Here is a 25,714-nt window from a genome sequence, read left to right as displayed (position 1 = left end):
ACCGAAGGATGGCGTTGAGGACGGCACCGAGGATGGCGTTGAGGACGGCACCGAGGATGGCGTTGAGGACGGCACCGAGGATGGCGTTGAGGACGGCACCGAGGATGGCGTTGAGGACGGCACCGAGTACGACCCGTCCATCACCGTCGAGCCGGACACCGTCACTCCGGGTGACGACGTCACGGTCGAGGGCGAGGGCTTCGTGCCCGACTCCACGGTCACCGTGGTGATCACCGACGAGGACGGCAACGTCATCGACACCATCGAAGGCGTCCAGGTGGACTCCGACGGCGGCTTCTCCATCGACTGGACTGTCCCTGAGGGCACCCAGCCGGGCGAGCTGACCGTCACCGCCACCGACGATTCCGACCCGTCCGTCTCGGCCTCCGAGACTGTGACGGTTGCTGAGCCGGCTACCGCCGGCGAGGACAGCACCGGAACTGTCGACCCGGGAACCGGTGCTGAGGACGGCGACGGTAAGCCGGGCGACGGCAAGCCGGGCGACGACCTCGCCTCCACGGGTGTCTCCGGCGCGATCAGTCTGGGCCTGATGGCCTTGCTGCTCGTCGTCGTCGGCTCCGGTGTAGTCGCCTTCGCGAAGGTTCGCCGCACCAGCTGACCAGCCATGAGCTGATCAGCGGAGCACACGCAGCTGGCGGCGCAATCACCTGCACCGGTGATGGCGCCGCCAGCTCGTCAGTTCCTGAGGCGCCCCGCACCACGTCCGCCCTTGACAGCTGCGGACCTCGCCCGCTGCTGTTGTTCCAGCACCGCACCACCTGGAAAGTGACAAGGCTCCGTGACCAGACCAGACGTACCCAACAAAGCTGACCCCCAGCTGGCTCAGACTCGGCGCGCACTGCGGCACCTGCCCGGCGGGGCCCGCGCCCTGACCTGGCCCCTGGTGGCACTCGTGCTCATCCACACGCTGATCATCGGGCTGTGGGTTGCTCCCAGCACTCCGGCTCGGGACGCCGTGGGTCAAGAATGGGTCCGTGAGTACATCCAGCCCTGGTTCGGCCAGAACTGGTCGATCTTTGCTCCGAACCCCCGGCGAGTGGCGGTCACCTTCGAGATCCGCGCCATCGTGGAGGACCCTGACACTGGAGAGACAGCGCGTACCGACTGGGCGGATCTCATCGACAACGAGGACGGCATCGTGGCGGGTAACCCGTTCCCCGCCCGCACCGCGAAGATCTCACGCCGCACCGTGGACCGCCTCCACGCTGCCATCAGTGACATGAATGCGGAACAGCGCGACTGGCTCAAGGCCAGCTACACCGACACGTCCGTAGACCAGCTCCGGGAGCGCCTGTCGGACGTAATCGGCGGCGCCGGCGCTGACGACATCAACCGCTACATGACGGCAGATGCTGCGGCCACCCGCATCGCTACAGGGGCGGCAGAGGCCATCTGGGGTGGCGATGGGGAGATCCTCCACGTCCAGTACCGCACCTCCACCCGTCCCGCGCCGTCCTGGGACGACGAGGAACGGATGATCGACGACACCACCCGCACCGAACGGGAGTACGGGTGGCGCGCCGCGACAGACCTCACCGACGAGGAGATCGCACACTTCGCGCCCTACTTGGAGCAGGGAGGGGACTGGCGATGAACCTCCTGCGAGACCACTTGATCCGGCCTCTCAGGGACTGGAACCTCCGCGGCCAGGGCTGGCTGCTGCTCCAGCAGAACGCCCTCTATGGCCTTTCGGCCACCCGCATCCTCGTCGGCGTGGCCATGCTCGGACTGCTGCTGACCAACTTCACCTCGCGGCACATCCTGTGGGGGGTGGGGTCCTTCTGGGCGGAGCCCTATCGGGAGGTCAACGCCTTCGGCGAGCTCGTCGACGTCCTCGAGGTGGAGTCGCCGGCCATGTTCACACTGATGTACCTGGCCCTGATGGGGCTGGCCGTGGCGGTCATCATCGGCTGGCGCACGCGCTTCACGACCCTCCTGCTCGCCGTCGGGATGGCCGCCCTGGTGGAGCGTGCTTCCCCGATGGGAGATCAGGGAGACAACATCGCCCGGATCGGGCTGCTGCTCATGGTGCTGATGAACACCTCCGCGCACTGGTCGCTGGACGCCCGACGACGTCGACGCGGCGAGCAGCGTGCGGCCGCCGGCCAGCTGGGTCCCTTAGCGCATCTGTGGCACTCCCTGCCGGTGTTCCCCGGCTGGTGGACCAGCCTCATCCACAATGTGGCGCTGATCGGTCTCGCCTGCCAGATCTTCATCCTGTACACCGCCTCCGCCCTGTACAAGGTCCAAGGATCCACGTGGCAGGCGGGCACGGCGCTGTACTACCCGCTCAGCCTCCATGAGTACGGTGTCTTCCCTTGGCTGAACAGCCTGGTCACGGGCAACCCGGTGCTGCTCACCGCATTGACCTATTTCTCGGTGTATGTGCAGCTGTTCTTCGCCGTCGGGCTGCTCCACCCGGTCAGCCGCCGTCTGGCACTGATCGGCGTCGTTCTGCTGCACGGCGGCATCGCTGTCATGATGGGCCTGCCATGGTTCTCCCTGGCGATGCTGGCCTTCGACGCGATCTTCGTCTCGAGTCGTACCTGGCAGGGCATCGAGAGGATGACTGCGCGGACCCAGCAGTGGGTACGCCGTCATAGCCCCGAGCCTGTGCAGAAGGTCCTCGCTCGCCGCCCGGCGCCCAGGGCACCTGTGGGTGGCGCGTCCGGCGCGGATGGGGGCGGCACGGCCGCGGAACCCCTCGATTCGGCCGTGGGGGAGGGGCCACGGGAGACAACGGAGGCAGGGACCGCACCGGCCGGGGCAGGGCGCCGCACGCGCCGCTGAGGCGGCGTGTCTCCGGCCGGACAGGCCGCTGGTCCGGTCACCCAGGGAGACCAGGTGCCGGACCAGCGAAGAGGGCGCGAGGCGGACGCGTCAGGGTCCTTCGCCGCTGAACCGTGCGAGGAGAATGCGGTTCGGCCCGCAGATCGTCCTGAGCATCCGTAGGTGTCGCTGCCACTCGTCAATCAGGGATTCCCCCTGCTTGATCCGTCGGCGCCCCTCACCTGCGGGCGCACTGCCATCCTGACAATGCATCATTGCTCATGGCAACAGTTCCCGTTCGGTTTTCTCCAGGAATCTTGCCGAACCCTAGAGCACGGCGCTCTCGGGTGTGGGATTCTCAGACGCGAGGCCCGGACTCGGGGGTGCAGGAGAGCGCGGTGGCCAGCTGCACCACCTGCATGGCCCACGGGGCCGAGGTCCAGCCTCCCGGCCCGACGGTGCGCACCTCCCACCGTGTGGTGTTCAGCAGGGCCAGGTTGCTGTTGACGTACTGCGTGGCGTTCGGGCCCACGGTGAAGGTGTGCGTGGGCGTGTTGGAGGTGGGGGAGGAGAAGCGCTGGATCTGGTAGCCCTGGCGTGGCAGCGTGCCGGCAGGATGTGACCAGGTGATGGTCAGCCGTCCCAGCAGCAGCGAGCCTGAGCAGCTCAGGTTGGCCACGGGCGGCACCGTCGCCGCAGACAGCGTGGCCGCGCCTGCAGGCTGCTGGTGGGTCCATGAGGCCTCCGTCGGTTCGATGCGGGGCGCCACTGAACTTGAGGCGCCGAGGCAGACCAGACCCAGCACGGCGGTCGCGGCCAGGAGGCGTCGCATCATCGCACCTCCCCATCGCCGGTGCCGGCGGGGTCCGCCGCATCCGCCGACCTGGCGGGAGCTCGGCGCCGACGGCGGAGCAGGTGCCCCACCACCAGGGATCCCACGGCGGCGAGCAGCAGGAGCAGCAGCGCTGCTCCCGTGCTGGCCAGGTCTTCGGGCTCACGTGCCGTCGGGTCGTCGGCTCCCGGCACGTGATCCTCCGCCCCCTGGCCCGGCACGTCGTCCGGGCTCGGGGGGCCCTCCGTGCTCGGTGGGGTCACCGTCAGGTCGTCGCCGAAGGCCTCCGCATACACCCGCAGGGACGTCAGCCCGGAGGACGGCTCGGACGACGCCCCGTCGCTCAATGCCACCAGGACACGCAACCACTGCGGGTCGGTGGCGTCGACCGCCCCGAGCGACTCCACCGACCCGTCCCGGGGTACGTCCTCGGCCTCCCGGAGCACCACGGCCCCGTCCGGACACACCGCCTCGGCGGTCAGCCCCGGGTCAGCCCACGGAACCCCGCAGGACTCCACGCGCACCCTCAGCGGGACGTCCCCGGTGCTGCTGAGACCGAGACGGAGCTCGCCCGGCCCCGGCGCATCAGTCTCCACGGCGACCTCCCAGGGCACCACCTCACCGGGTGCCAGTGTGCGGGAGGCCTGCGGCAGGTAGGAGGACGTCAGCTGCAGGTGCTGTCCGGCGATCACCTCCACCTGAGGCTCATCATCGAGGGCCACGGCGTGGGCCGCCGGGGCGTCCGCCATCAGCAGTCCACCGGCGGTGAGCGCCGTGCAACCCCCGACCATCACCGCCAGGGCACGGGCACTGGGTGCGGAGGCGTGGCGGGGACGGTGCCGTCGCGACGGTGTCGATCCGTCGTCCCGTGGCCAGAACGCCCAGCCGACCAGCAGGGCGGCGGCCATCGTGATGGTGCCCATCAGCCAGGGATCACCCATGCGGTGGATGGGCTGGGCCAGACCCGGCACCGACCAGAGCACCTCGCGCACCTCGGTCACGGTGTACGGGTAGGGGTCCTCGGAGTCATTGGCGTCCCCCTGCATGGTGAGCACCCGTTCCTCGAGCGCCTGACCCGCGCTCACCGACGTCACCCGGTGCGTCACCGGCATCTGGTCCGGCCGGTCGACCGTCACGACATCGCCGACCTCCACGACGGCGGCGGGGACCTCCCGGACCACTGCGGCGGAGCCCTGGGGGATCGTAGGTTCCATGGAGCCGGTGCGGAACAGGATCAGCGAGATGCCGAACAGATGAGCGCATATCACCAGCACGATCGCCGTCAGACCCGCCAGGGCGGCGAGCCACAGCAGCACCTCCACGCACGCTTTCCGGATACGGGACACGGCGCTCACCCGCTCGAGGAGGTCCCCACGGCGCGCCACAGCGGCGTCGTCGAGGTGCCCTGGACCTGATTCGGGGCGGTGGAGGACAGGGTCAGCTCCAGGCAATAGTGCACCTCGGAGCCCTGGTCCGCCGCGACAGTCTGACTGTCTGCCGCGTCGCCGGTGAGCGCCGTGCCCCGGGACACCACCACGGTCCCAGCGTCGAAGCTGGCTGCGTTGCAGGTGGTTCCCGAGATGGTCCGCACCCCGTAGGTCATCGCATTCGCCAAGGTGCCGGTGTTGCCGTCGTCGCCCTGCAGCTGCACGGTCCCACCGGCGGACCCGGCTGCGGTGCGCACGCTGAACAGGGCGTAGGTGCGCTGGCCAGGGGTCAGCCCACTGGCCACGGTGAAGCTCAGCTGATGGGGGTCCTCCGCGTCCGTAGTGCGGAAGGTCGACCCGTCGGTGGAGCCCTCCAGGGTGAAGTGCCCGGCCGAGACGGTGCCTCCGGCGAACTCCGAGTCGTTCCACGATGCCAGCGTCACCGAGGCTCCCACGCCGAGCACCAGGCCGCTTGCCGCCAGAGCCCGGATCCTCCGGGAGAGCTGGCCACGGCGTCCGCGGCGGGGCCCCTCGGCAGAGGCCGGCGCCGCCCCGGTCATGGGTTGTCGACCGAGGTCGCCGTGACCTCCCAGGTCACCTCCGTGGTGTCATCCTGGAGGAAGTCGTCCTGACTGGCCTGGACTTCGAAGCACAGCAGCACAGGTGTGCCGGCGTCGCCGTCCCCGGCGGACAGGTCGAAGGAGGTGGTGCTGCCGATTCCCTCGCTGAGGTCCGCACCGGATGCCACCGAGGTGCCGCTGGCGGCGCCTGCCGCATCGCAGGAGTCCGGGTCGGCCAGCACCTCGTAGGACAGGTGCGCCGCGTTCTCCCCGCTGGAGGCGACCACGCCGATGCCGTCTGAGGCCTCCACGGATCCGTCGATGGTGGTGTCGGCGTCCAGGCGCACCCAGAACGGCGCGTAGACGGTCTGCCCCGGGGTCATGTTGTCCGCCGCGAAGGTCAGCTGGGCGGCCTCGTCGACGGCGTCATGGTCGGTGTAGGCCTCGCCGTCGGTGGACCCCTCCAGGTTGAACGACGCCGAGCCGAAGAGTCCTTCCGCGAACTCCGAGTCGTTCCAATTGGCCATCGTCACCGCCGCCCCTAGGCCCAGGACGAGTCCTCCGGCCAGTACGGCCTGGACCTTCCGGCGACGGGCGGTCTTCTGTGCGGGTGTGCGTGCCTCGGTCATGGATGCCCCCTGGACGAGTGAGTCGCGCCCGCGGAATGCTGAACCGTCCCGCCCCGAAGGCAGGCCGGTTCAGCTGCCGAGCGTCCCTGTCGAATGTAATGCGCTTCACCCTCTGGAGCAAGGGTTTCCACGGGGTCGCCAGTGCAGCGGGGGTCTGCGCAGCTGGGGTCAGAAGAGCGTCGCCGCGTCGGCCGGGCGCTGCAGACGAAGGGCCGGGTTCCGGGCCAGCCCGCGGGCCCACGCCTCCGGCGGGACTCCCAGGTCCTGGACGAGGTTGGCCACCACCACCGCGGTGGTCAGGCCGACGAGCTCGCCGAGCTGCTCCTCCGTGTAGTCGGTGGCCCCACCCGTATGGGTGAAGGAATTCCGCAGTCGGGCTGTGCGCTCGGCCCATACTTGGACCGGCAGCTTGACACCGATCCGGTCCGCCAGCTTCACGCGCTCGGCCATCGCCACCAGCTTGAGGCGCAGCGTGGAGTCCTTCCGCTGGCGCTTCGACCGGTTGTCGGTGGTGGCGAAGAGCGCCTCTGCGGCGGCGACGACCACCAGCAGGTTCAGCTCGGTGTAGCGGTGCGGAGCGCGAAGCATGCCCATGAGCAGGTCCACGGTGACGCGGTGCTTCCGGCGCAGCTCGTACCACCTCGGCAGGGCCGTGGTGATCGCCAGGTCTGCCGCAGAGAAGATCAGGGCTCCTCGTGGGGCGATCTGGGAAGGGAAGGACAGCGTCTGGCGCCAGAAGAGCTGGGCCTCGTCGTCTGTCTCACCGGTGGGGATGAGGGCGTGCATCGCGGACGGAGGGGCCAGCGAGGCCAGGGAGAACAGATCCTGGACGGCGTGTGCGTTGCGCCGTATCTCCTCCACCGACAGCCCTTCAGGGTCACGGTCCGTCACGGCCACCTGGACGTGGCCGCGGGAGGGATCGGGGGTGAATCGCAGACTGTGGGTCTCAGCGTGCTGACCGATGCGGCACGGCACCGCGACGGAGACAGGATCCCCCTCGGCGGCCTCTGATCCCGCCTCCTCGTCCGCGACTTTCCCAGAGCTCCAGGGAGTGAGCTCCGGGATCTCGAGAAGGGCTCGGCGGAAACGGTGCTCATCGGGGGACTCGACGGTCTCGCCGACGAGCATCGCGTCGACGGCGACCTCCCCCTCGTCGGGAGTCGGGCTGTCATCGCCCTGGAGGGGCAGCGTGCCGAACAGGGTCACCGGCCGACCGGTCACCTGCTCGGTGGGGACCAGAGCGGCGGCGGCCCGTTCGGTGGCGGGATCGGCGGCCGGACCCTCCAGCAGGCCATGGAACACGCCCGTGCTCCAGGCGGGGACGGGCGGGACGTCGCCCGAGCGGAGACGCAGATGCCCGCCCTGGGACCGACTCACGGTCAACGTGCCGGGGCGTCGGGGAGAGAGCCTGTCGTGCGGCCACCACGTGCCGGACAGGTGCTGCTGCAAGATCACGGTCGTCGTTCCTCGGGTGACGGAGGGCGCGCTGCGGGCCCGGACGCGGGGAATCGTCATGGGTTCCTGACCCGGAGCGGAGCTCGGATCAGCGCCTTCTGAGCGGGAGCACCGGTCACTGCGGAGCCTGAAAGACACGGTTCAGACCAGTCCTCACAACCTCCTCATTGAAACACTTTCACGCCTTCTCTGGTGAACTGGGGAGTCACAATCGCGCTGACCTGGTGCTCCTATGCGACATGCGAGCGCGGCGTGGTCACGAAGCGTCACGTCGAGATGCGCTGCGCCGGGGAGGCGTGCGCGAGATTCGCTCCGGTCCCCTTCGGCACGGGGAATGTGAGATAGTGCATTCAAAGACAGATGAGGACAGGACATCTGTTCGTCTGATCAACAGGATTCATGGGCCGGAGGAATCGCCCCCCCAGGGAATCCTAGTGGTCGGAAGAGTGGGTGACTGTCTTCCCATCGCGCTCCCATCTGGGGCATCCGATACGGCGGCGCGGCTCCCCAGGCGAGGAGTCTCCTGGGCCCACGGAAAAGGATGCCCCCATGCCCGACTCGACGTACCCCCAGGCATCGTCCGGCGCCTGCCCGCGCCGTGGCACCTCTGCGCCTCTGGCTCGGACCGCGCTTGAGCAGCACTGCCTGGAGGTCGTGGCACCGGTGGTGCTGGTCACCGGCCCCTTCGGCACGGAGCGAGCGGCTCTGCTCGCCCAGGGAGCGACGCGTGCCCAGGCGATGCTCGAGGTCATCGCCACGGTGGAGGCCCCGGGCAGGCTGCTGACCCGCCGTCTGCACATCCTGCAGGAGCTCGGCGTGCAGGAGGCGGCTCGCAGGCTCATCGACGGCACTGCCGGAGGCCCCGAGTCGGTGACCGGCACGGGAGAGCACCACCTCCTCATCGACCAGGCCGATCTGCTCGATGAGGATTCCGCGGAGGTGCTCGACGCGGTGATCCGATCCCACCGAGTGGGTGTGCTGATGACCGCCTCCGGGCCGTCGACGATCGCCCGGCGTCTGGCTCGCGTGCTGAACGGACCGCGGGGACTGCACTTGGAGCTGACCACACTCACTCTGGAGGAGACGCGGACGCTGCTGGCACAGCTGCTGGAGGAGCCGCCGACGGCGGCGTTGGCCTGATACCTGCATACCTGCTCCGGCGGTGTGCCCGAGGACCTCGCCCTCCTGGCGCGACACGGGACGGCGCAGGGCTGGATAGGCACCGTCGACTCACGCAGTGTGGTGGTGCGGCCGCCCCAGTGGATGGACCGCCGTGCCGCCGACGCCGAGCTCGTACGCCTGAGCGAGGCGTTCGGCGCCCTCGCCGTCCAGGCGCTGCGCGCCGTGGCGCTCCAGGGAGAGGTGCCGGTGGATGACGCGATGGCCTCCGATCTGCTCCGCGAGGCGATCTTCCCCCTGGAGGAAGCAGGTCTGCTGACGATCACCCGCACTGGTGTGGCCATCAGCCGACCGGTCCATCAGCACAGTCTGGTGATGGCTCGTCAGCCCGAGGAAGAGCCACCCCGGACTCCCGCGGGCACCTTGCACGCCTGGTCACGAGGGCGGCCGGTGCCCCCGGCTGACGCTCGCGCCGCCGCCTGGGATCTGTTGGAGCGTGGCCTCCTCGATCAGGCTCAGTTCCTCCTCCACGCACTGCCGGCCGACGACGTCGATCGCGTCCACCTTCAGGCCTGCTGTGAGATCGCCGTCGGGGCTCCCCGTCGGGCCCTGCGTCTGCTGCGGTCTGTGGCCCCAGGCTCGGACCCCACCACGCTCGGGCTGCTCGCCTTCATCGACATCGTGCTGCTCCGGGACGTCGAGGCGGGCGAGCGCCGTCTCGCCGACCTGGCCGCCGCCGCGCGGACGCATCCTGATCTTGACGATCTCCTGCGGGCGCTGACCCACCTGCAGGTGCACGCCGCGGGAGACGTGACCCCCCTGCCGTCGCCTGAGGCACTGTCCTTCGGAGAAGGTCCGCATCCGGGAGCAGCGGCATCGGCGCTGCCAGTGAGCAGGGAGAGGACACCGGAGGGGAGGCTGGACAGGACAGGGAAGTCCGATCCGGACCTCGCCCGACTCGGACGGGTGCTGCTGAAGACGCTGGAGGTCTGCCGGGCTGCTCACCAGGCTCCTCCGGACTCCACCAGCGGGGTGACGGCGCTGAGCGGTGTGCCCTTCCGCGAGGTGCCGATCATTGCGGCGAACTGGGTCGCCTGCGTCCTCGGAGCTTCCCGGCTGATGCTGGCTCCGGAGGAGGATGTCCTCCCGGAGGACTGGTTCGAGGGGGAGTCGGAGGGCCGGGTCCTGCTCCGGACCACCAGCACGGAGCTGCTGCGCATGCTCCAGGACCTCATCTGCGGGGAGCCGCTGGATGATCTGAGGAACCTCCTGGAGGACATCTGGGCCCAATTTGACGGAGGCCTGCCGCAGGGGCCCGTCCGCCGGGCACTGTTGGAGGCCCTCGACCATGCGGTCGAAGGCGGGCGGGCCGAGGAGCTGTTGGGCCCTCCGGGATACGTCCCGCCGCGCACTCAGGGCTTCTACGATTCGCCCTGGCGGCAGGCGCTGATCTCCGTGGGCTGCCTGCTCGATGCGGTCGGCCTCGGCGATGCCGAGCACCTCCTGCGTGCGCTTCACGCAGTGCCGCAGGACAGGCCGCATCGACGGGTGGTGCTGCGCTGCCTGATCCTCCGGGGCCTGGACGCCCTGCCAGTGGAGACGCTGGACCCGCTGATCCGTCAGGCCCGCGAAGCCGGCGTTGAGGAGGAGGTGGTGGATCTGCTCGTCGCCCGACTGGACGGCGCTCCGCACCGCGTCCAGGCCGCCGTCGCCGCCCTGGAGGGTCGGGGTGGTCGGTTCCGCGTCGCCTCCGTCGCACGGCGCCCCGTCCGTCCTCCGTCCGACATCACGGGACTGACCGCTGCCGGACGGAACCGCATGGCGCTGCTCTCGGCCCGGGAGCGGGAGGTCACGGCACAGGCCGTCCAAGGCCTGAGCCTGGCGGAGATCGCGGATGCCCTGAGGGTCTCCCAGCGCACCGTGCAGAGCCACGTGCGCAACACCTACCGCAAGCTCGGCGTCGGCTCGCGCACCGAGCTTCGCGCCCAGCTCTTCGAGGAAGGAGACCGCCGATGACCCGCAGTCCGTACCCCCGGGCGCAGGATCCGCCTTTGTCCGGACGGCTCGCCCACCGTTTCCTGGACGACGCGGCGGGGGACTCGTGGATACTCCATCTGCCCGGGCACTGGGGCGTCGAGGAGCTGCTCGTTGCGATGCGGAAGTCCTCGGTGCTGGCGATCATCGACGGCTTGGGAGGACACCAGCCCCGGCCAATCGAGACTGCCGCCATGGCCGCAGGGCAGCGGGGACGGGACGGACCGGTGGTGGTGCTGTGGCCCGGTCAGCTGGAGGACGACGTGGTGGAGGACCTCGTCAGCCTCTGCAGCTCAGGACGCCGACGCCTCCTGGTGGTGGTCCGCTCCGCCCAGGACGTTCCCGCCCGCCTGCGCGAGCTCGAGCGGACGGGGCATCTGCGCGAGGTGATCCCCGGGACGATCAGCGCCCGTGAGCTTGGCGTTCAGATCAGGCGGCACCTCGGAGGGCCGGTGTCACTTCGGGTGGTGCGGCGTCTGTACCATCTCTCGGCCGGGCAGCCGGCGCTCGCGGAGCGACTGCTGGCGATGGCTCAGAGCTGCGGAACCCTTCGGGAGTACGAGGGGTTCTGGGAATGGGACACCGACGAGGACGAGCTCCATCGGTCGCTGTCCGGAGGTGGTGACACCCTGCTGCTGGGGCTCGACGTGGAGGAGCGAGAGCTGCTGACTCTGGTCGCCGTGGCAGGCCGCATCCCAGAGCAGCACGCTGTGAGCCATTACGGTGACGAGCCGCTCGCTAGCCTCATGGCCCAAGGCATCCTGGGCTTTGAGACCTCAGCTGTCCGAGGCTGGTCAGACCTGCGCGTCACCGCCGAAGCGGTGCGTGTGATGATCCTCGGCGAGATGCGCTGGCCGGACATCCTGCGTTGGTGGCACAGCCAGGGCCGCAGCATCGACATGTCCCAGGGCGGCGAATCCTCTGCGACGGCGCTGAGCTGGTGGCGCGCCCGTGCACAGCAGACTCCCGACCAGCCCGAGGCCGCCGAGCTGGCCCGTCGAGGACTCGCGGCCTCCTGGTACCGGATGGTGCAGGTCCTCGTCGATCTCTACGCCCGTCCGTCCGCCGAGCTGATGGTGCTGGCCGCGCGCGCTGACAACGCTCTGGGCGCCGTCGACTCTGCACTTCACCGCCTGGCTTCCCTCCCGGAGGACGCCGACCGAGCCGAGATCAGGGCGGCCGTCCTCGTCGCCGAACGCATCCGACTGTTCCACCCCGAGAAGGCTCGGCCCGTGATCAAGGCCCTCCGCGGCCGAGCTGGTGGAGACTCGCTCACCAGTACCTTCGACGAGGTGCTGATGCTGAGTGAGGACGTCGGCCGCACCGACGAGCTGCTGGCCGCCCTGCAGAGGCTGCGGGCCTCGGAGGACTGCGAGGAGGCGCTGCTCAGTCAGTTGTGGGCCGGTGCTCTCCTGGGGCTCCGGCGCCAGTCCGACCTGGGTCGTGAGGTGCTGTCCAGCCTCATCGACGTCCTCCGCCGGGAAGGCGGGTTCCCGGATCTTGAGGAGAGCGCGGTGGCGATGCTGCTGCTCATCTCCGCCACCTCCGGGTGGCGGGTCGACATGCTGCGGGTGGAGACCGACATCTGGAATGAACGTCGTCTGCGCAGCCCCGCCCTCGCCGGAGTCGGCGACCTGCTGGCGGCCTTCCCCGCGATGCAGGACGATCGTGCGCACGTGGCCTGCCGCAGTGCCTGTTCTGCCGCGAGGATCCACGCGGCGGGTGACACGTACGGGCTGTTCCGGTTCAGTCGAGATCTGGCCGCCGCGGCGGCGTCATTGATGACCCAGGCCCCGCGCGAGCTCCTCGAGGATCCGGTCCTCCAGGATTCAGTCCTCCGGGAACCGGCGCTGCGGGAGTCCGAAGTTCCCGACGGGATCCCTTGGCTTCGGCTCGCCGGGGAGGGCCTGCGGCTCAGCGCCGCAGGGCTGCGGGAGGATGACCTGCGTCGTCGCCTCGAGGGCCTGGCAGAGCAGGCGGCCGCCGAGGGTGAGACGGCCCAGGAACAGCTGCTGCTGTTCATGGTGCTGCTGCGCCGTTCCTCCCGGGCCGCCCGTCAGGTGCAGCGAGCCCACTGGCGGGACGACCCAGGAAGGCCCCGGCTCATCCGCCTGTTCGCCGAAGCGCAGGACACAGACGACCCGGTCGCGGCGGTCGACGCAGCAGAGCGTCTCATCGGTTCGCACGCCCGCCTGCTGGGGCTCGCCGTGCTGGCCAAACTGTGGGACCGACGGGAGGAGCTGAGCAGCGGACTGCGCATCCGGCTGATCAACCTTGTCCTGGACTCTCAGCGCCCGGGCGAGGCGTCCACGCTGTTCCGAGACCAGTTCGCGCTGACGCTCTCCGGCCGTGAGGCGCCCGTGCTGGCCGGGCTGCGCGCGGGGCGCACCACCGCACAGATCGCCCGTGATCTGCACGTCTCGGCCCGCACCGTGGAGGCGACCATCTCCGGCATGCTGCAGCGGTTCGGCTGCAGCAATCGGATGGAGCTGCTGTCGCTGCGCCTGAGACTCGACCTCACCGCCGCGCCTGTGAGGTGAGCCGCCCGCCCGCCCGCCGGAGTCCGTCGGGCAGACGTCCTGTGAATCCGTCCGACGTGGCGCTGAATCAGCGCTGACCTGCGACGCTGCGGTGATGACGCAGGTTCGCTGACGCACCTTTCGCGGCCTGCGTGAGCAGCTGAGGCCTTGAGGTTCGGATTATGGGCAGCTCGGGTCAGCTCCATCGGAGGAAGATACGCATACGGTCACGACAGCCGTCGTGCAACGACGGATTCCGGCGTCGTCTGCGCCTTCCTAGGTTGGAGGAGTGCCCCTGGAGCACTCATCGCCGATGACCTGGAGGGATCGCGAGATGACCACATATGCACTTGAGACGGTCCGTACCGTCCCCATCCTGGACCTCAGAGTCACTCCCATGGACCAGGAGACCCTGCTGGCGCGTTTGGCCCGGGAGATCGCGTCCGGGGGACGGGTCACCGTCGCCGGGCACAACCTGCATTCGGCATATCTGATGCGCACTGAGGCGCCCTTCCGCCGCTTCTACGAGCAGGCTGAGGTCCGACTGATCGACGGGATGCCCCTCCTGGCGCTGCTGGGGCTCCACATCACGCGCGACGGACGGGCCCGGCTGGGTCCGCGGCACCGCCTGGGATCCACGGACTGGGTCCCTCAGGCGGTGCACCTGCCGGCCGTCCGTCGCGTCGCTCTGCTCGGCGCCTCCGCGTCCTCCAACGCTGGGGCCGCGGAGAAGCTCTCCGGCAGCACCGGCGGGGGTGCCGACGACGCCGTCGAGGTGCTGTCCCTCCCCGCCGACCCGTGGTCCCCTGAAGACCTCGACGACGTCGTCGCTCGGCTGAGAGCCTTCGCACCCGAGATCCTGCTCATCGGGATGGGGATGCCGTTGCAGGAGCAGATCGCCACCGCACTGCGGGCCCGCACGGAGATCCCGGTGATCGCGACAGTCGGGGGAGCGATCGACCAGCTCTCCGGAGCGCAGTCTCTGGCGCCGCGGTGGCTGGGACGGATCGGACTGGAGTGGGCCTGGCGCCTGGCCTCCGACCCGCGCCGATTCGCCGGCCGCTACCTGGTGGAGCCGCTGCGGCTGGCCCGCCTGATCCTGCGAGGTGCGGCATGAGCTCCGACGACATGACCGCACACGGCCCCGCGGAGGGTCCCACCGAGAGCCCTTTCGACGGCGGGCTCTCCGCCGATCCGCTCGTCACCGCCGTCATCCCTACGGTGGGGCGACCCTGCCTGCGGGAGGCGGTGCGTTCCGCCCTGCGCCAGACGGTGCCCACGATGCCGCTGGTCGTCGTCGACGACCTCGATGCGCTGGCCGTGGTGCAGAGCCGCCTGACCGGCCTGGAGTATCGCCTGGTGTGCACCGCCGGCCGACAGGGCGCCGGTGCGGCCCGCAACCTCGGGGTGCAGTTCGCGGAGACTCCGTGGGTGGCCTTCCTCGACGATGACGACGACTGGGTCGCCGAGAAGTCCGAGGCGCAGATCCGGCTCAGCCCGGCGGCCCCCGAGCAGGACGGGCGTCGGCCTGCCGAGGGCACCGCGATGTCCTGCCGCGCGCTGCTCGTCGGCGCCTCCACCCGGGCGGTCCCGGAGCGTCCCTACAGCACGCAGCGGGGAGCCGACGGGGTGCTGGCGCCCGGCGTGGTCGGCTATGTGCTGGACCGCTCCACGGTGCGGCTTCGCCGGAACTTCCTGCAGACCTCCACCCTGCTGTGCCCCCGCGAGACCGCCCTGGACGTCCCCTGGGATGACAGCCTGAACCGGCACCAGGACTGGGACTGGCTGATCCGACTCGAGAGCGCCGGAGTACGCATCGAGACCATCCCGGACATCCTGGTGCGTGTCCATCAGGGCAGCGTCGGATCTGTCTCTAGGAGCCTCGACTGGCAGGGCAGCCGCGCCTGGCTCGACTCCCTTGCGGTGGAGGTGCCGGCCGCCGCGCGGGCCGACTTTCTGGCCTCCGTGGTGGCCCGCGGCGCGCTGGCCTCACGCGCCTGGTCCCGCGGGATCCGGGAGCTGGCCTCCGGGCTGCGTGCGGGCGCTCACCCCGCGGCTCTGCTGGTGGGACTGAGCGGTATGGCCGCCCCCCGGCTGCCGGTGCATCATGGCTGAACGCAGCTGGGTCTCCGCGTTCGTGCGCACGGCCGGACTGCGTATCGCGGTGCTGCCGGTGGCCGCGGCCCTGACCCTGACCAGTGCCGCCTTCACGATGCACTTCGCCGGAGCGGCCGCCTTCGGGTTCATCGTCCTGGTGGCTCAGCTGCGCATGGCGGTGCCCTTCGCCGACCTGGGGCTCGGCGCGGCCGTCTCGCGGGCCGTGGCTCGAGCGGGCGAGTCTTCAGCCGCCCGACGGGAGGCTGTTGAGCTGCGACGCCGGACCGCACGGCTGCTGACCGTTGTCGGCCTCATGGGATCCGTGCTCGTCGTCGTGGTCGGGAGAGAGGGGCTGTGGTCGTGGGCGTTCGGCGCTCCCGCGGAACTGAGCGGCCAGCTCGACGCCGCGATGACGATCTCCCTGGTGATGTTCCTGCTCACTCTGCCGCTGGGCCTGGCGGAGCGGGTGCTGATCGGCCAGGACCGGGCGGACCTGCTCGTGCTGCTGGGCCTGGTCCCCGCGGCCATCAACCTGGCGTACGTGATCCTCGCCGGCTCGGCGGGTGTCAGCCCCATGTGGCTGGCGCTGGGACTGCCGCTCGGTATGGTCGTGTTCCTGCTGCTCTGCCGGAGCGCGGCGGCACGCTCCGGCGGCACCTCGCCAGAAGGGCGCGACGCCGGCACCGTGGCCGGGAGCGAGTACCCGAAGGGCGCCGCCCGGCCGTCGATGGGCAGCATCCTGTACGGCGGGCTTCCGGTGCTCATCGCCAGCGCCGGGATGGTGCTGCTGGAGCAGCACGGCCGGTTCGTGCTGGCCACCGCCGCCACTGCGGAGCAGCTGAGCGAATACTCGTTGGCCCTGCAGCTCTACATGCCGATCTACTCAGTCACGTACATGGCGGGCATCGTGTTCTGGCCGCGGTTCTCCCGGGGCCTCGACCGAGGACTGTGGATTCGGGCCAATGCGGCTCTGACGGGGCTGGGACTCGCCGCCGCCGTCGGATACCTGCTCCTGGCCCGCCCTGTCTCCCGGCTGGTCTCCGGCGGCGAGCTGCAGCCGTCCTGGATGCTCACCGCCGCCATGGCGATCCTGCTGGTCGCGCAGTCGGCGCATCTGACCCAGATCAATCTGCTCACTGACCGCTCAGGCTTCACGTGGCAGGCCCTGATGTCCTGCACCGCCCTGGCCTGCGCGGTGCCGCTGAGCGTCCTCGGGGTCCACCACGGCCTCGGGGCCGCCGCACCGCCGATGGCGATGATCGCCGTCGTGGTGACGCTGCAGGTGCTCCCCGGCGCGCTCGTCGCCGCGCGCCGCACCGGTGCCGCAGTGCGGTCACTCGGAGAGGCCGCTGCACCCCCTGACGCCCCCGCGGGCCTCACCCCCGCGAACGCCTTCACGAACACCGATGAGGACACAGGTGGCGACGCCGTCGACGTCACCGTCATGACAAGGAGCACCCGATGATGAGGACCACGCTGAGACAGCTCCTCGGGCCCATCCCGGACCCACTGGTGAGGCATGTGATGTACCGCCGCCGCTTCGGCCGGTGGGGCGACTTCCGCCGCCCCACCCGCTTCACCGAGGCCCTGACCCGCCGGATGCTGGCCGAACGCACCCAGCAGATCGCCTGGACGTGTGACAAGACGCGGATGAAGGAGTTCGCCGCCAGGACGTGCCCCCAGCTGCAGGTGCCTGCGACCCTCTGGCGCGGCCGCGAGGTCGACGATCTGGACGTCTCAGACCTGCCGGAGCGCTGGGTCATCAAGCCTAACCACGCCAGTGGGATGGTCGCCTTCGGGGACCGATCCACCACCGTGAAGGAGCTGCGGGGGATCACACGCGGTTGGCTGCGCACCTATGATCGGGCAGCCCTGGGGGAGTGGGCCTACCGGTGGGCGGACCACAGCCTCATCGTGGAGCCGGACCTGAGCCGGGACCGCGGCCGAGACCTGGTGGACTACAAGTTCTATGTCTTCCACGGCCGGGTGAAGATGCTGCACCGCTCCTCGGGGCGTTTCACCGCCGACCACGGTGAGCGGTTCTACAGCCCGGACTGGCGGATCCTGGACCTCTACAACGGCGTCACCCAGGAGCCGGTGGCGCCGCGGCCGACGTCGCTGGCGGAGATGATCGCCCACGCCGAGGCGCTGGGCGGCGGATTCGGCTTCATGCGGGTGGACTTCTACGAGATCGACGGCGTGCCGTGGTTCGGGGAGCTCACGCCCTACCCGTCGGGTGGGATGGATCCCTTCGAGCCGGAGGAAGTGGACCTGGAGATGGGCCGCTGGTGGATGGACGCCCCCGAGGGGAGCCTGCGATGAGTCTCGACATCGTCCCCGAGAGCGACGCCGTCGACCCGAGCCGAGGGCGCGCCGCGCCGATGGACCAGGCGCCTGAGCTGTGGTCTGGGCCGGTGTCCGAGCAGGTCTCGGCTGCAGCGTTGACCGTCCCTCACACCTGGGCGGAGGCCTCGGCCGAGCTGCGCACGCTCACCCACCGCCGGCGAGGGGCATGGCGGCTCGCTGACCCGGGAGGCGCGGGCCGTGGAGTCTCTGGCGCCCCGCGCGTCCTGGTCCCTGACGCCGTGGTCACTGACGACGTGGTCACTGACGCTGCGGTGCCGGTCTCGCTGGTCGGCACCGGCGAGCTGCGTCGCTGGCACCGCCGGGTGTCCGGCGGAATCGCCGCCACGGACCAGCTGCTCATCCTGGTCACCCTGCTGGCTCTCCACGTGCTCGGCGTCGTGCCCTCGGGCGTCGGAGAGGTGTCCCTCTCGGTCGGTGTGCTGCTGGTGTGGGGGCTGCTGCTGACCGTGGCCCGGACCCGCGATCCCGGGCGCCTGGGCACCGGCGTTCGAGAGCTCGGGAGGGTGCTCACCGCCTCCGGCGCGGTGCTGGGGCTGACCGCGGTGCTGGGACTGCTGCTTCCGCAGGCATCTCTGCGGCCCTGGGCGCTGGCGGCGATCCCCGCTGGTGTGGTCGTCCTGCTCCTCGGCCGGCTCGCATGGCGGCGGACGCTGCGGCGCCGCCGAGGATCCGGTGAGGGGGTCAGGCGCGCCCTGATCATCGGGGAGAGCGACAAGGTGGGCCACCTGGCCGATCACCTGCGGCGGCTCGGCCCGGACAGCGGCTTCCTCCCCGTGCGGCTGCTGATCCGGGAGCCCCGGGACGAGGACGTGATCGCACCGGGGGCCGTCGTCTCCGAGTCTCGGGCCACTCGGGAGCAGATCATCGCGCAGGCCCGCGACGCCGTCACCCGGGACGCTGCGGACACGGTCATCCTCACCGGCGCCGATCAGCTCACGCCCCAGGCGCTGCGCGAACTCGGCTGGGCGCTCGCCGCACTGGACGTCACACTGGTGACGGCTCCGTCGTTGAGTGAGGTCTCCGCCAGCCGCCTGCACACCACCAGCGTGCACGGGGTTCCCCTGGTCCAGGTGGACTACCCGCAGCTCAGCGGCGCGGCGGCGGCGCTCAAGCGAGCCTTCGACATCGGCTTCTCCCTGGCGGCGCTGCTGGGACTGCTGCCTCTGCTGGCGGTGGTCGCGGTGCTGGTGCGGCTGGACAGCCCCGGCCCGGCCCTCTTCTCCCAGACGCGGGTGGGGCTGCGTCACGAGCGGTTCCGGATGCTGAAGTTCCGCTCCATGGTCACCGACGCCGAGGCACGCCGGGACGACCTGCTGGCTGTCTCCGAGGGGAACACGGTGATGTTCAAGATGCGCCACGACCCCCGTGTGACGAGGGTCGGCGCCGTGATCCGCCGGCTCAGCATCGACGAGCTGCCGCAGTTCCTCAACGTGCTGCGCGGCGAGATGTCCGTGGTGGGGCCGCGGCCGCCGCTGGTCAGCGAAGTGGAGAACTACGCGGAGTCTGATGAGCGTCGCCTGCTGGTCAAGCCCGGCATCACCGGGCCCTGGCAGGTGGGCGGCCGCTCCGACCTCAGCTGGGAGGAGTCGGTCCGGCTGGACCTCTACTACGTGGAGAACTGGTCGTTGACCAGCGACATCGGCATCGTGCTGCGCACCCTCCGGGCGGTGGTGCGCGGTGCCGGAGCGTACTGACACCCGTGAGCGGCAGTCTCGGCGGAGCCCGCCGGAGACGCCGTCGCGACGGCGAGGGCACCAGTGCCGCAGGCGACGACGAGCATGACAGGCACGACGACGAGAGCAGTGAGACATCAGACAGGACTGGGGAAACCATGAGACCGAATCATGCACAGGAGATCTCGGGCAGCCGCCTGGTGGAGGCGCAGCTGCTCCTCGACGAGCCGCAGCTCACCGACAGCCTGACCGGACCCGGGCCGTGGCGCGGCACCCTCCCGTTGGAGGGCAGCTCCACCCGCGGCGGTGCTACGTCCAGGATCACCCTGGAACCTGCTCAGGGCTCGAGAAGGGCCGTGCGGCTGCGCCTGGTGCCGAGTCGGCCGGCATCGGCCGCCGAGGTGGACGAACAGATCAGGAGCGTGCTCGGTCTGCTGGCGTTCGCCCGCCTGGCCCCACGCCCCGCGGTGACGTACCAGACTCGGATCGCGGCCGACGGCTCCGAGAGCTCCGAGCAGGTCTGGGTGACGCGAGACCTGCCGGGCACCCGCCGGGAACCGGTCGGCGGGGACGCTGCCGACGGGGACCCGACCGAACCTGGTCCGCCGATGTTCTGCACGGCGGACGTCGCCTTCGCAGACCTGCTGACAGGCTGGTACGAGCTGCGCACCCAGCATGAGACAGCACTGTCCCTGCTGCTGGCCGGCACCGAGCTCTCCGAGGAGTTCCCGGAGGCCAGCATGCTGGTCCTGCTGGGCGCGGCCGAGGCGATCTTCGTCACCACGTCCGGTCTGCGCCGTCGGGAGATCAAGGATTCCACGCTGCGCCGGAAGCTCGAACATCTGGCCCAGCAGGTCGGCGTCGACAAGGTCCTGGCGCCCGAGGTTCCGGCCGCCGTCTGGGCGGAGCATGCGGCACGCCTGCGCAGCACCTTCACGCACAGCGGGCGGTTGGATCCGGGAACCGCCGCTGAGCTGAGGCTGTTGGTCCAGCTGACCGCCGGCGTCGTGGTCCTGGTGCTGCTGCGGGAGCTCGGCGTCCCTGCCGGAGAGGACCGCCGGCGCCTGCGGAGCCTGCCGATGCTCCGGGCGGTGGTGCCGGCACCGCAGGCGAGTACGTCCCCCACTGACCGCCCTCCGGCGAGTGCACCTCCAGGCCTTGTCGGAGGGCTTTCGGCGTCGTTCCCGGGCGATGTGCAGGTCTGCGCCTCGGGAAGGAGAGCGTCATGAGCATGTCCACCATGCTGGCCCATGCCGTGGGACGCCGGCGTGACGATGAGCTCTCACGCTCTGGCCCTGCCCCTGAACCCGCCCCTGAGGACACCCCTGAGGACGCCTCTGAATCGGCGCCGGATGCGCGCCCTGACTCGCCTCCCGGCGGCGAGGTGCTCCGACCCTGGGACGCGGCACGTCCGCTCAGCGGGAGCCTCGTCTGGGCAGGGGAAGAGCCCGGGTGGCCCACGAATCGACACGATCGACACGAGGAGTCACAGATGACGGTGCGGGACATGCTGCGCGTGGTGCGCCGATACTGGAGGTCCTCCTGTGCGCTGTTCCTGCTCGGCCTGGTGTTCGGGGCCACCTTCTTCGTCCTGGCGCCTCGGGAGTACACCTCCACGGCGCGGATCTACGTGACCACCGCCACCGGTGAGGACCTGTCCCAGCTGCAGCTGGGGCGGTCCGTCTCGGAGCAGATCGTGTCCAGCTACGCCGACCTCGTGAGCACCCCGGTGGTCCTGGAGCCGGTCATGCGGCGCGAGGGGGTGGAGGAGCCGCTGGCCGACTTCGCCGACTCCGTCGATGCGGAGGTGGTCGACGGCACGACCCTGCTGGAGCTCTCGGTGCGCGCCTCCACCCCGGAGGTCTCGATGGCCCGGGCCGAGGCGCTGACCGGCAGCCTCGTGGAGTTCGTCGGTGACCTTGAAGCGATGCAGGGGGCGCCGCAGGACCTGATCTCCGTGAGCATCATGCAGCCCGCCGTGCTGCCGGAGGCGCCGACCTCCCCGCAGCCGCTCCTGGTGTTCGGCGGGGCCGCCGGTGCCGGGGCCGCCCTGGGCCTGGGGTCGGCCGCTCTGCGGGAGAGCCTGAACCGGAGGGTGCGGGACCGGCATGACGTGCAGGCCAGCACGGCGATGCCGGTGCTGGCGATGGGTGGGGAGCCCGACGCCGGCGTGGCCGGGGCGGCCCGGAGGGTCCTGGCCCCGATGCAGGCCCTGCGCGCCCGGTCCGGAGTCCGCGGTGCTGAGAGGCTCGCACCGGTGATGCTCGTGGCAGGGGTGGACGCAGATGTGCTCTCGGCCGATGTGGCCGAAGTCCTCGCCCGCGCCGCCGCGGCCGATGGTTTCCGCGTCCTGCTCATCGAAGCCTCCGGAGGGCATGGCTGGGCCGCATCCGATCTGCCGCAGAGCGCGCAGAGTGCGATGAACGGCCGATCCTCACCTGCCGTGGGGACCTCCGAGGGCGGACGGCAGGCCGCAGCCGGCGTGGAGATCATGGCCCTGAACGCCCCGACGGGGGTCCTCGAGGCCGACCTCCGGCTCACCCGACAGACTGTGGACCGGGCCCGGGCGGCCTGCGATCTGGTGATCCTCAACGCGGCACCGGTCTCCGCCGACGCCCGGGGACTGGGGCTGGCGGGGGAAGCCGATGCCACGTGGCTCGTGCTCCGGGCCGGGCACACCGTTCAGGAGGATCTGTCCGGCTCCCTGGGCGTGCTCGAAGGTCTCAGCCGGTCGCTCGCCGGCGTCATCGTGGTGGGGAGGACCACGGGGCGCCGCCGCCGACGCGCTCGTCGTGAGGCCTCTCGTGCTGCGAGCTCCCACCGTGAGGCTCCTCCGCGGGAGGGTGCTCGCGGAGGAGGGCGGCACGGAGCAGGAAGGCACCGGGGAGGGCAGCGCCGGGCCGGTGCGCGAGGACGGCGGCCATGACCCGGCGGCCGGCGGGCCCTCTCCCGCCGGGGCTGCAGAGGGTGCTGTCCGTCGGGCTGGTCCTCTGCGCGATCATCAGCGTGCTCTTCGTGGGTCGGTTCTCCCCGTTGCCGATGACGATGCTCCTGGACGCCTGGATCATCGTGTTCATCGGTGCGGTGCTGCTGCGCGGGCGCATCGTCACGCTGCTTCCGCTCAGTCTCGTGGCGATCTACGCCTACACCCGAATCATGGGAGTCTGGGCGACTGACGTCCCGTGGGACGACTTCTTCCAGGCCTACCGCTGGCTGCTGTACCTGGTGGCCATGGGCGTGGCCGTCGGGCAGCGCTGGACGCGCCGCGGGGCGCTGACCACGCTGACCTGGTGGCTCGTCTCACTGGCGACGGTGAAAGCGGCCCTCACCTGGGTGCTGCACGGACCGGGGGAGCGTCCTGGCCTGTTCCTGGAGAACAACTTTGAGCTGGCGCTGTTCAGCGGGCTCACCGCCGTCGTGCACCGGGGATCGCCCCGGTCACGTCTGTGGCTGCTGCTCCTGCTGGGCGTCCTCACGGTGCTCTCCGGGTCGCGCAGCGGCGCGGTGGCCTATGTGCTGTGTTTCCGGTATGCGATGCTGAGCACCCAGACGCGCGACGTGTTTCTGCGGATGGTCGCCCTGGCGGTGCCCATGGTGGTCGCGGTGATCCCGTTGGTGATCTTCCACGAGCGTGCCGCGGAGTCCGAGGTCATCGACCGTGTCCGGTTCTTCGACGTGTTCCTCCGGGAGACGCAGGACTGGGAACCGGTGAACTGGTTGGTGGGCACGCTGCCGATGACACCGATGAGTCCGGCCACCTGCGAGGAGCTGGCCTACTACGAGGCGCTGTTCTCCTCGGCGGGAGACGGCACCTGCTACTCAGTGATCTTGCACGCCTTCGCCCTGCGGGTGGTCTTCGACGCCGGGGTCCTCGGCGTCGTGCTCATCCTGGCCCTGCCCTGGATCTTCCTGCGCCGCGCGGGAGTGTCGGCGCTGCTCGCGGCGACGCTGATGGCGATCGCGGTGACCAACAGTGTGTCGGTCAGCGGGTTCAACAACCCCTACGTGGTCCTGCCGTTCCTGCTGGCGATCCTCACGTCCTCCCGGGCCCCCGAGGGGGTGTCCGCGGGGGAGTCCGAGGGAGAGCCCACCGGGACGAAGCCCTGGGGCTCCGCCCAGCACCCGCACAGCACGACGGCGGGGGCCCGCCTCGCCCCGCCCCGCGCGGCGTGCGCGGACGGAACCGACGAGGACCCCCGCCGTCGTCGTGAGTGGTGACGAGATGACGAGGGGGCGACGGCGCGGAGGCGCCGTGCGCCTCAGGCGTCCAGCTGCTGGCGCTTGGCGCTGATCACCCCGGTGTCGAAGCCGCCCAGGTGCAGGTTGCCGTGGAACCGGCCGTGCTCGATCTTGATGCATCGGTTCTGCACGGCGTTGAGGCCGAGGTCGGTGGCGCGCTGCATGGCATCCTCGGAGTGGATGCCCAGCTGCACCCACAGGGTCTTCGCGCCGACTTCCGCGGCCTCCTCCGCCAGGGCGGGGAGGTCGTCCGGTCGGCGGAACGCCACCACGATGTCCGGCGCCTCCGGCAGGTCCTGCAGGGAGGCGTAGCCGGGCTCGCCCAGGACCTCGCTGATCCGCGGATTGACGTAGTAGAGCCGGTAGCTGGAGTCGGAGGTCAGATAGGTGGCCACGAAGTAGCTGGCGCGGGCCGGCTTGTCGCTCATGCCCACGATCGCCACGGACTTCGCCGAGCGCAGCAGCTGCAGCCGGCGCGCGGCGTCCGGCTCCTGCCAGGTCCCGTGCGGGTGCTCCGCGGTCACGGTCTCCGCCGGGCCGGCGGTCTGGGGTGCGCTGGTCATCAGGCCTCGCCTCCGTTCTGTGCGGCGCCGACGACGGCGGGCGCCTCCTGCTGAGCGGCCAGGGCGCGATCCAACGCCTGGTCCAGATCCCAGATGATGTCCTCGACGTCCTCCAGGCCCACCGAGATGCGGATCAGGTCCTCCGGGATGCCGGCGGCCGTCAGCTGGTCCTGGGTGAGCTGCTGGTGGGTGGTCGAGGCCGGGTGCAGCACCAGGGTGCGGGCGTCGCCCACATTGGCCAGGTGGCTGGCCAGCTGCAGCTCCTCGATGAACCGGGCCCCGGTCTCCCGGCCGCCGCGCACGCCGAAGCTGAACACCGAGCTGGTGCCCAGCGGCAGCAGGTCCTTGGCCCGCTCATGGTGCGGATGGGAGGGGAGACCCGAGTGGTTGACGTACTCCACGCGCTCATCGGCCTCCAGCCATTCGGCGACCTTCTGCGCGTTGGCGGTGTGCTCCTCCATGCGCTGCGGCAGGGTCTCCACCCCCTGGATCAGCTGGAAGGCGGCCTGCGGGGTCAGCGACGGCCCGAAGTCGCGCAGCTGCTCGGCACGGATCTTCGTGAGGAACCCGTACTCCGCGAAGTTGCCCCACCAGGAGAGCCCGCCGTAGGACTCCACCGGCTCGGTCATCTGCGGGAACTTGCCGTTGTTCCACGGGAAGGTGCCGGACTCCACGATCACGCCGCCCAGCGTGGTGCCGTGGCCGCCGAGGAACTTCGTCACCGAGTGGGTGACGATGTCTGCGCCGTGCTCGATGGGGCGCAGCAGGTAGGGGGTGGTCAGCGTGGAGTCCACCACCAGCGGGATGCCGTGCTCGTGGGCCACCCCGGCCAGTCCGGGCAGATCCACGACGTCGCTGCTGGGGTTGGTCACGACCTCGGTGAAGATCAGCTTGGTGTTCTCCTGCAGCGCGGCCTTGAAGTCCTCCGCTTCGTCCGAGTCCACGAAGGTGGTCTCGATCCCGAAGCGGCGCAGGGAGACGTCCAGCTGGGTGATGGTGCCCCCGTAGAGCTTCGAGGAGGCCACGATGTGGTCCCCCTGGCCGCACAGGGCCGCGAAGACGAGGAACTCCGCGCTCATGCCGGAGGCCGTGGCCACGGCTCCGATGCCGCCCTCCAGCGAGGCGAGGCGCTCCTCCAGCGCGGCCACCGTGGGGTTGCCGATGCGCGAGTAGATGTTGCCGAACTTCTGCAGCGCGAAGAGGTTCGCGGCGTCGTCGGTGTCCTTGAACACGAAGGACGTGGACTGGTGGATCGGCACCGCGCGGGTGCCGTAGACGGCATCCGGCACGGCCCCGGCATGCAGGGCTCTGGTGCGGAATCCGAACTGTCGATCACTCATGGATGCTCCTGAGTCGGTGGCGGGGGTCTGGGTGGTGGTCTGTGCGGTCTGGGTGGTGGTCTGCACGGGC

20 protein-coding genes and 1 pseudogene are annotated in these 25,714 nt (G+C 70.4%); 14 read left to right on the top strand and 7 right to left on the bottom strand.

The features are described from left to right. The 3 genes and pseudogenes from ABD658_RS11940 to ABD658_RS11930 form a co-directional block, all read left to right on the top strand. Window positions 1-619 (top strand): annotated as a pseudogene (locus ABD658_RS11940) (hypothetical protein); the annotation flags it as partial. A gap of 180 nt (window positions 620-799) precedes the next feature. Beyond that, window positions 800-1,615 (top strand): DUF5819 family protein, encoded by an 816-nt coding sequence (locus ABD658_RS11935; RefSeq protein ID WP_344680947.1) that lies wholly within the window; start codon window positions 800-802, stop codon window positions 1,613-1,615. Further along, complete coding sequence (locus tag ABD658_RS11930) at window positions 1,612-2,811, top strand: HTTM domain-containing protein (RefSeq protein WP_344680949.1); 1,200 nt, start codon at window positions 1,612-1,614, stop codon at window positions 2,809-2,811. The genes ABD658_RS11935 and ABD658_RS11930 overlap by 4 nt, the downstream gene beginning before the upstream one ends. Window positions 2,812-3,148: 337 nt before the next feature. Here ABD658_RS11930 and ABD658_RS11925 read toward each other — a convergent pair whose 3' ends face one another. The 5 genes from ABD658_RS11925 to ABD658_RS11905 all read right to left on the bottom strand — a co-directional run bounded on the left by ABD658_RS11925 (window position 3,149) and on the right by ABD658_RS11905 (window position 7,693). Next, a complete protein-coding gene (locus ABD658_RS11925) occupies window positions 3,149-3,625 on the bottom strand; it encodes a hypothetical protein (RefSeq protein ID WP_344680951.1) in 477 nt (158 codons plus the stop codon). Beyond that, window positions 3,622-4,944, bottom strand: a complete 1,323-nt coding sequence (locus ABD658_RS11920; protein WP_344680953.1) for a S26 family signal peptidase — start codon at window positions 4,942-4,944, stop codon at window positions 3,622-3,624. Before ABD658_RS11920 ends, ABD658_RS11925 begins: the two co-directional genes overlap by 4 nt. 29 nt (window positions 4,945-4,973) lie before the next feature. Beyond that, window positions 4,974-5,609, bottom strand: a complete 636-nt coding sequence (locus tag ABD658_RS11915) for a SipW-dependent-type signal peptide-containing protein (RefSeq protein WP_344680955.1) — start codon at window positions 5,607-5,609, stop codon at window positions 4,974-4,976. Next, a complete protein-coding gene (locus ABD658_RS11910) occupies window positions 5,606-6,238 on the bottom strand; it encodes a SipW-dependent-type signal peptide-containing protein (protein ID WP_344680957.1) in 633 nt (210 codons plus the stop codon). Before ABD658_RS11910 ends, ABD658_RS11915 begins: the two co-directional genes overlap by 4 nt. Before the next feature lie 168 nt (window positions 6,239-6,406). After that, window positions 6,407-7,693 (bottom strand): HEPN domain-containing protein, encoded by a 1,287-nt coding sequence (locus ABD658_RS11905; RefSeq protein ID WP_344680959.1) that lies wholly within the window; start codon window positions 7,691-7,693, stop codon window positions 6,407-6,409. A gap of 549 nt (window positions 7,694-8,242) precedes the next feature. On the opposite strand from ABD658_RS11905, the gene ABD658_RS11900 reads away from it, so the two are divergent. The 11 genes from ABD658_RS11900 to ABD658_RS11850 all read left to right on the top strand — a co-directional run bounded on the left by ABD658_RS11900 (window position 8,243) and on the right by ABD658_RS11850 (window position 23,720). Further along, window positions 8,243-8,833, top strand: coding sequence for a hypothetical protein (locus tag ABD658_RS11900; RefSeq protein WP_344680961.1), 591 nt, complete (start codon window positions 8,243-8,245; stop codon window positions 8,831-8,833). Between the two features lie 99 nt (window positions 8,834-8,932). After that, window positions 8,933-10,828, top strand: a complete 1,896-nt coding sequence (locus ABD658_RS11895) for a helix-turn-helix transcriptional regulator (RefSeq protein WP_344680963.1) — start codon at window positions 8,933-8,935, stop codon at window positions 10,826-10,828. Then, complete coding sequence (locus ABD658_RS11890; protein ID WP_344680965.1) at window positions 10,825-13,386, top strand: LuxR C-terminal-related transcriptional regulator; 2,562 nt, start codon at window positions 10,825-10,827, stop codon at window positions 13,384-13,386. The genes ABD658_RS11895 and ABD658_RS11890 overlap by 4 nt, the downstream gene beginning before the upstream one ends. A gap of 313 nt (window positions 13,387-13,699) precedes the next feature. After that, a complete protein-coding gene (locus ABD658_RS11885; RefSeq protein ID WP_344744625.1) occupies window positions 13,700-14,482 on the top strand; it encodes a WecB/TagA/CpsF family glycosyltransferase in 783 nt (260 codons plus the stop codon). Next, window positions 14,479-15,480 (top strand): glycosyltransferase family 2 protein, encoded by a 1,002-nt coding sequence (locus ABD658_RS11880; RefSeq protein ID WP_344680969.1) that lies wholly within the window; start codon window positions 14,479-14,481, stop codon window positions 15,478-15,480. Before ABD658_RS11885 ends, ABD658_RS11880 begins: the two co-directional genes overlap by 4 nt. Then, entirely contained in the window at window positions 15,473-16,927 is a 1,455-nt protein-coding gene (locus ABD658_RS11875; RefSeq protein WP_344680971.1) for a lipopolysaccharide biosynthesis protein, read from the top strand. The genes ABD658_RS11880 and ABD658_RS11875 overlap by 8 nt, the downstream gene beginning before the upstream one ends. Then, window positions 16,924-17,784: an ATP-grasp fold amidoligase family protein gene (locus tag ABD658_RS11870; protein WP_344680973.1), complete on the top strand. Its 861-nt coding sequence runs from the start codon at window positions 16,924-16,926 to the stop codon at window positions 17,782-17,784. The genes ABD658_RS11875 and ABD658_RS11870 overlap by 4 nt, the downstream gene beginning before the upstream one ends. Beyond that, entirely contained in the window at window positions 17,781-19,523 is a 1,743-nt protein-coding gene (locus tag ABD658_RS11865) for a sugar transferase (RefSeq protein WP_344680975.1), read from the top strand. Before ABD658_RS11870 ends, ABD658_RS11865 begins: the two co-directional genes overlap by 4 nt. A 137-nt stretch (window positions 19,524-19,660) precedes the next feature. Then, a complete protein-coding gene (locus ABD658_RS11860) occupies window positions 19,661-20,731 on the top strand; it encodes a hypothetical protein (RefSeq protein ID WP_344680977.1) in 1,071 nt (356 codons plus the stop codon). Window positions 20,732-20,994: 263 nt separating this feature from the next. Further along, window positions 20,995-22,428, top strand: coding sequence for a Wzz/FepE/Etk N-terminal domain-containing protein (locus tag ABD658_RS11855; RefSeq protein WP_344680979.1), 1,434 nt, complete (start codon window positions 20,995-20,997; stop codon window positions 22,426-22,428). Further along, on the top strand, window positions 22,425-23,720 hold the full coding sequence (locus tag ABD658_RS11850; RefSeq protein ID WP_344680981.1) for a hypothetical protein: 1,296 nt from the start codon (window positions 22,425-22,427) through the stop codon (window positions 23,718-23,720). Before ABD658_RS11855 ends, ABD658_RS11850 begins: the two co-directional genes overlap by 4 nt. A gap of 41 nt (window positions 23,721-23,761) precedes the next feature. Here ABD658_RS11850 and ABD658_RS11845 read toward each other — a convergent pair whose 3' ends face one another. Both ABD658_RS11845 and ABD658_RS11840 read right to left on the bottom strand, forming a co-directional pair. Then, window positions 23,762-24,304, bottom strand: coding sequence for a CoA-binding protein (locus ABD658_RS11845; RefSeq protein WP_344680983.1), 543 nt, complete (start codon window positions 24,302-24,304; stop codon window positions 23,762-23,764). After that, a complete protein-coding gene (locus ABD658_RS11840; protein ID WP_085437739.1) occupies window positions 24,304-25,644 on the bottom strand; it encodes an O-acetylhomoserine aminocarboxypropyltransferase/cysteine synthase family protein in 1,341 nt (446 codons plus the stop codon). The genes ABD658_RS11845 and ABD658_RS11840 overlap by 1 nt, the downstream gene beginning before the upstream one ends. Window positions 25,645-25,714: the final 70 nt, after the last annotated feature.

The sequence above is a fragment of the Nesterenkonia aethiopica genome (assembly GCF_039534665.1).
Classification (GTDB): Bacteria; Actinomycetota; Actinomycetes; order Actinomycetales; family Micrococcaceae; genus Nesterenkonia; species Nesterenkonia aethiopica.
Note: the sequence above shows the minus strand (reverse complement) of the source record. Positions and strands in the feature narration are given on the sequence as shown.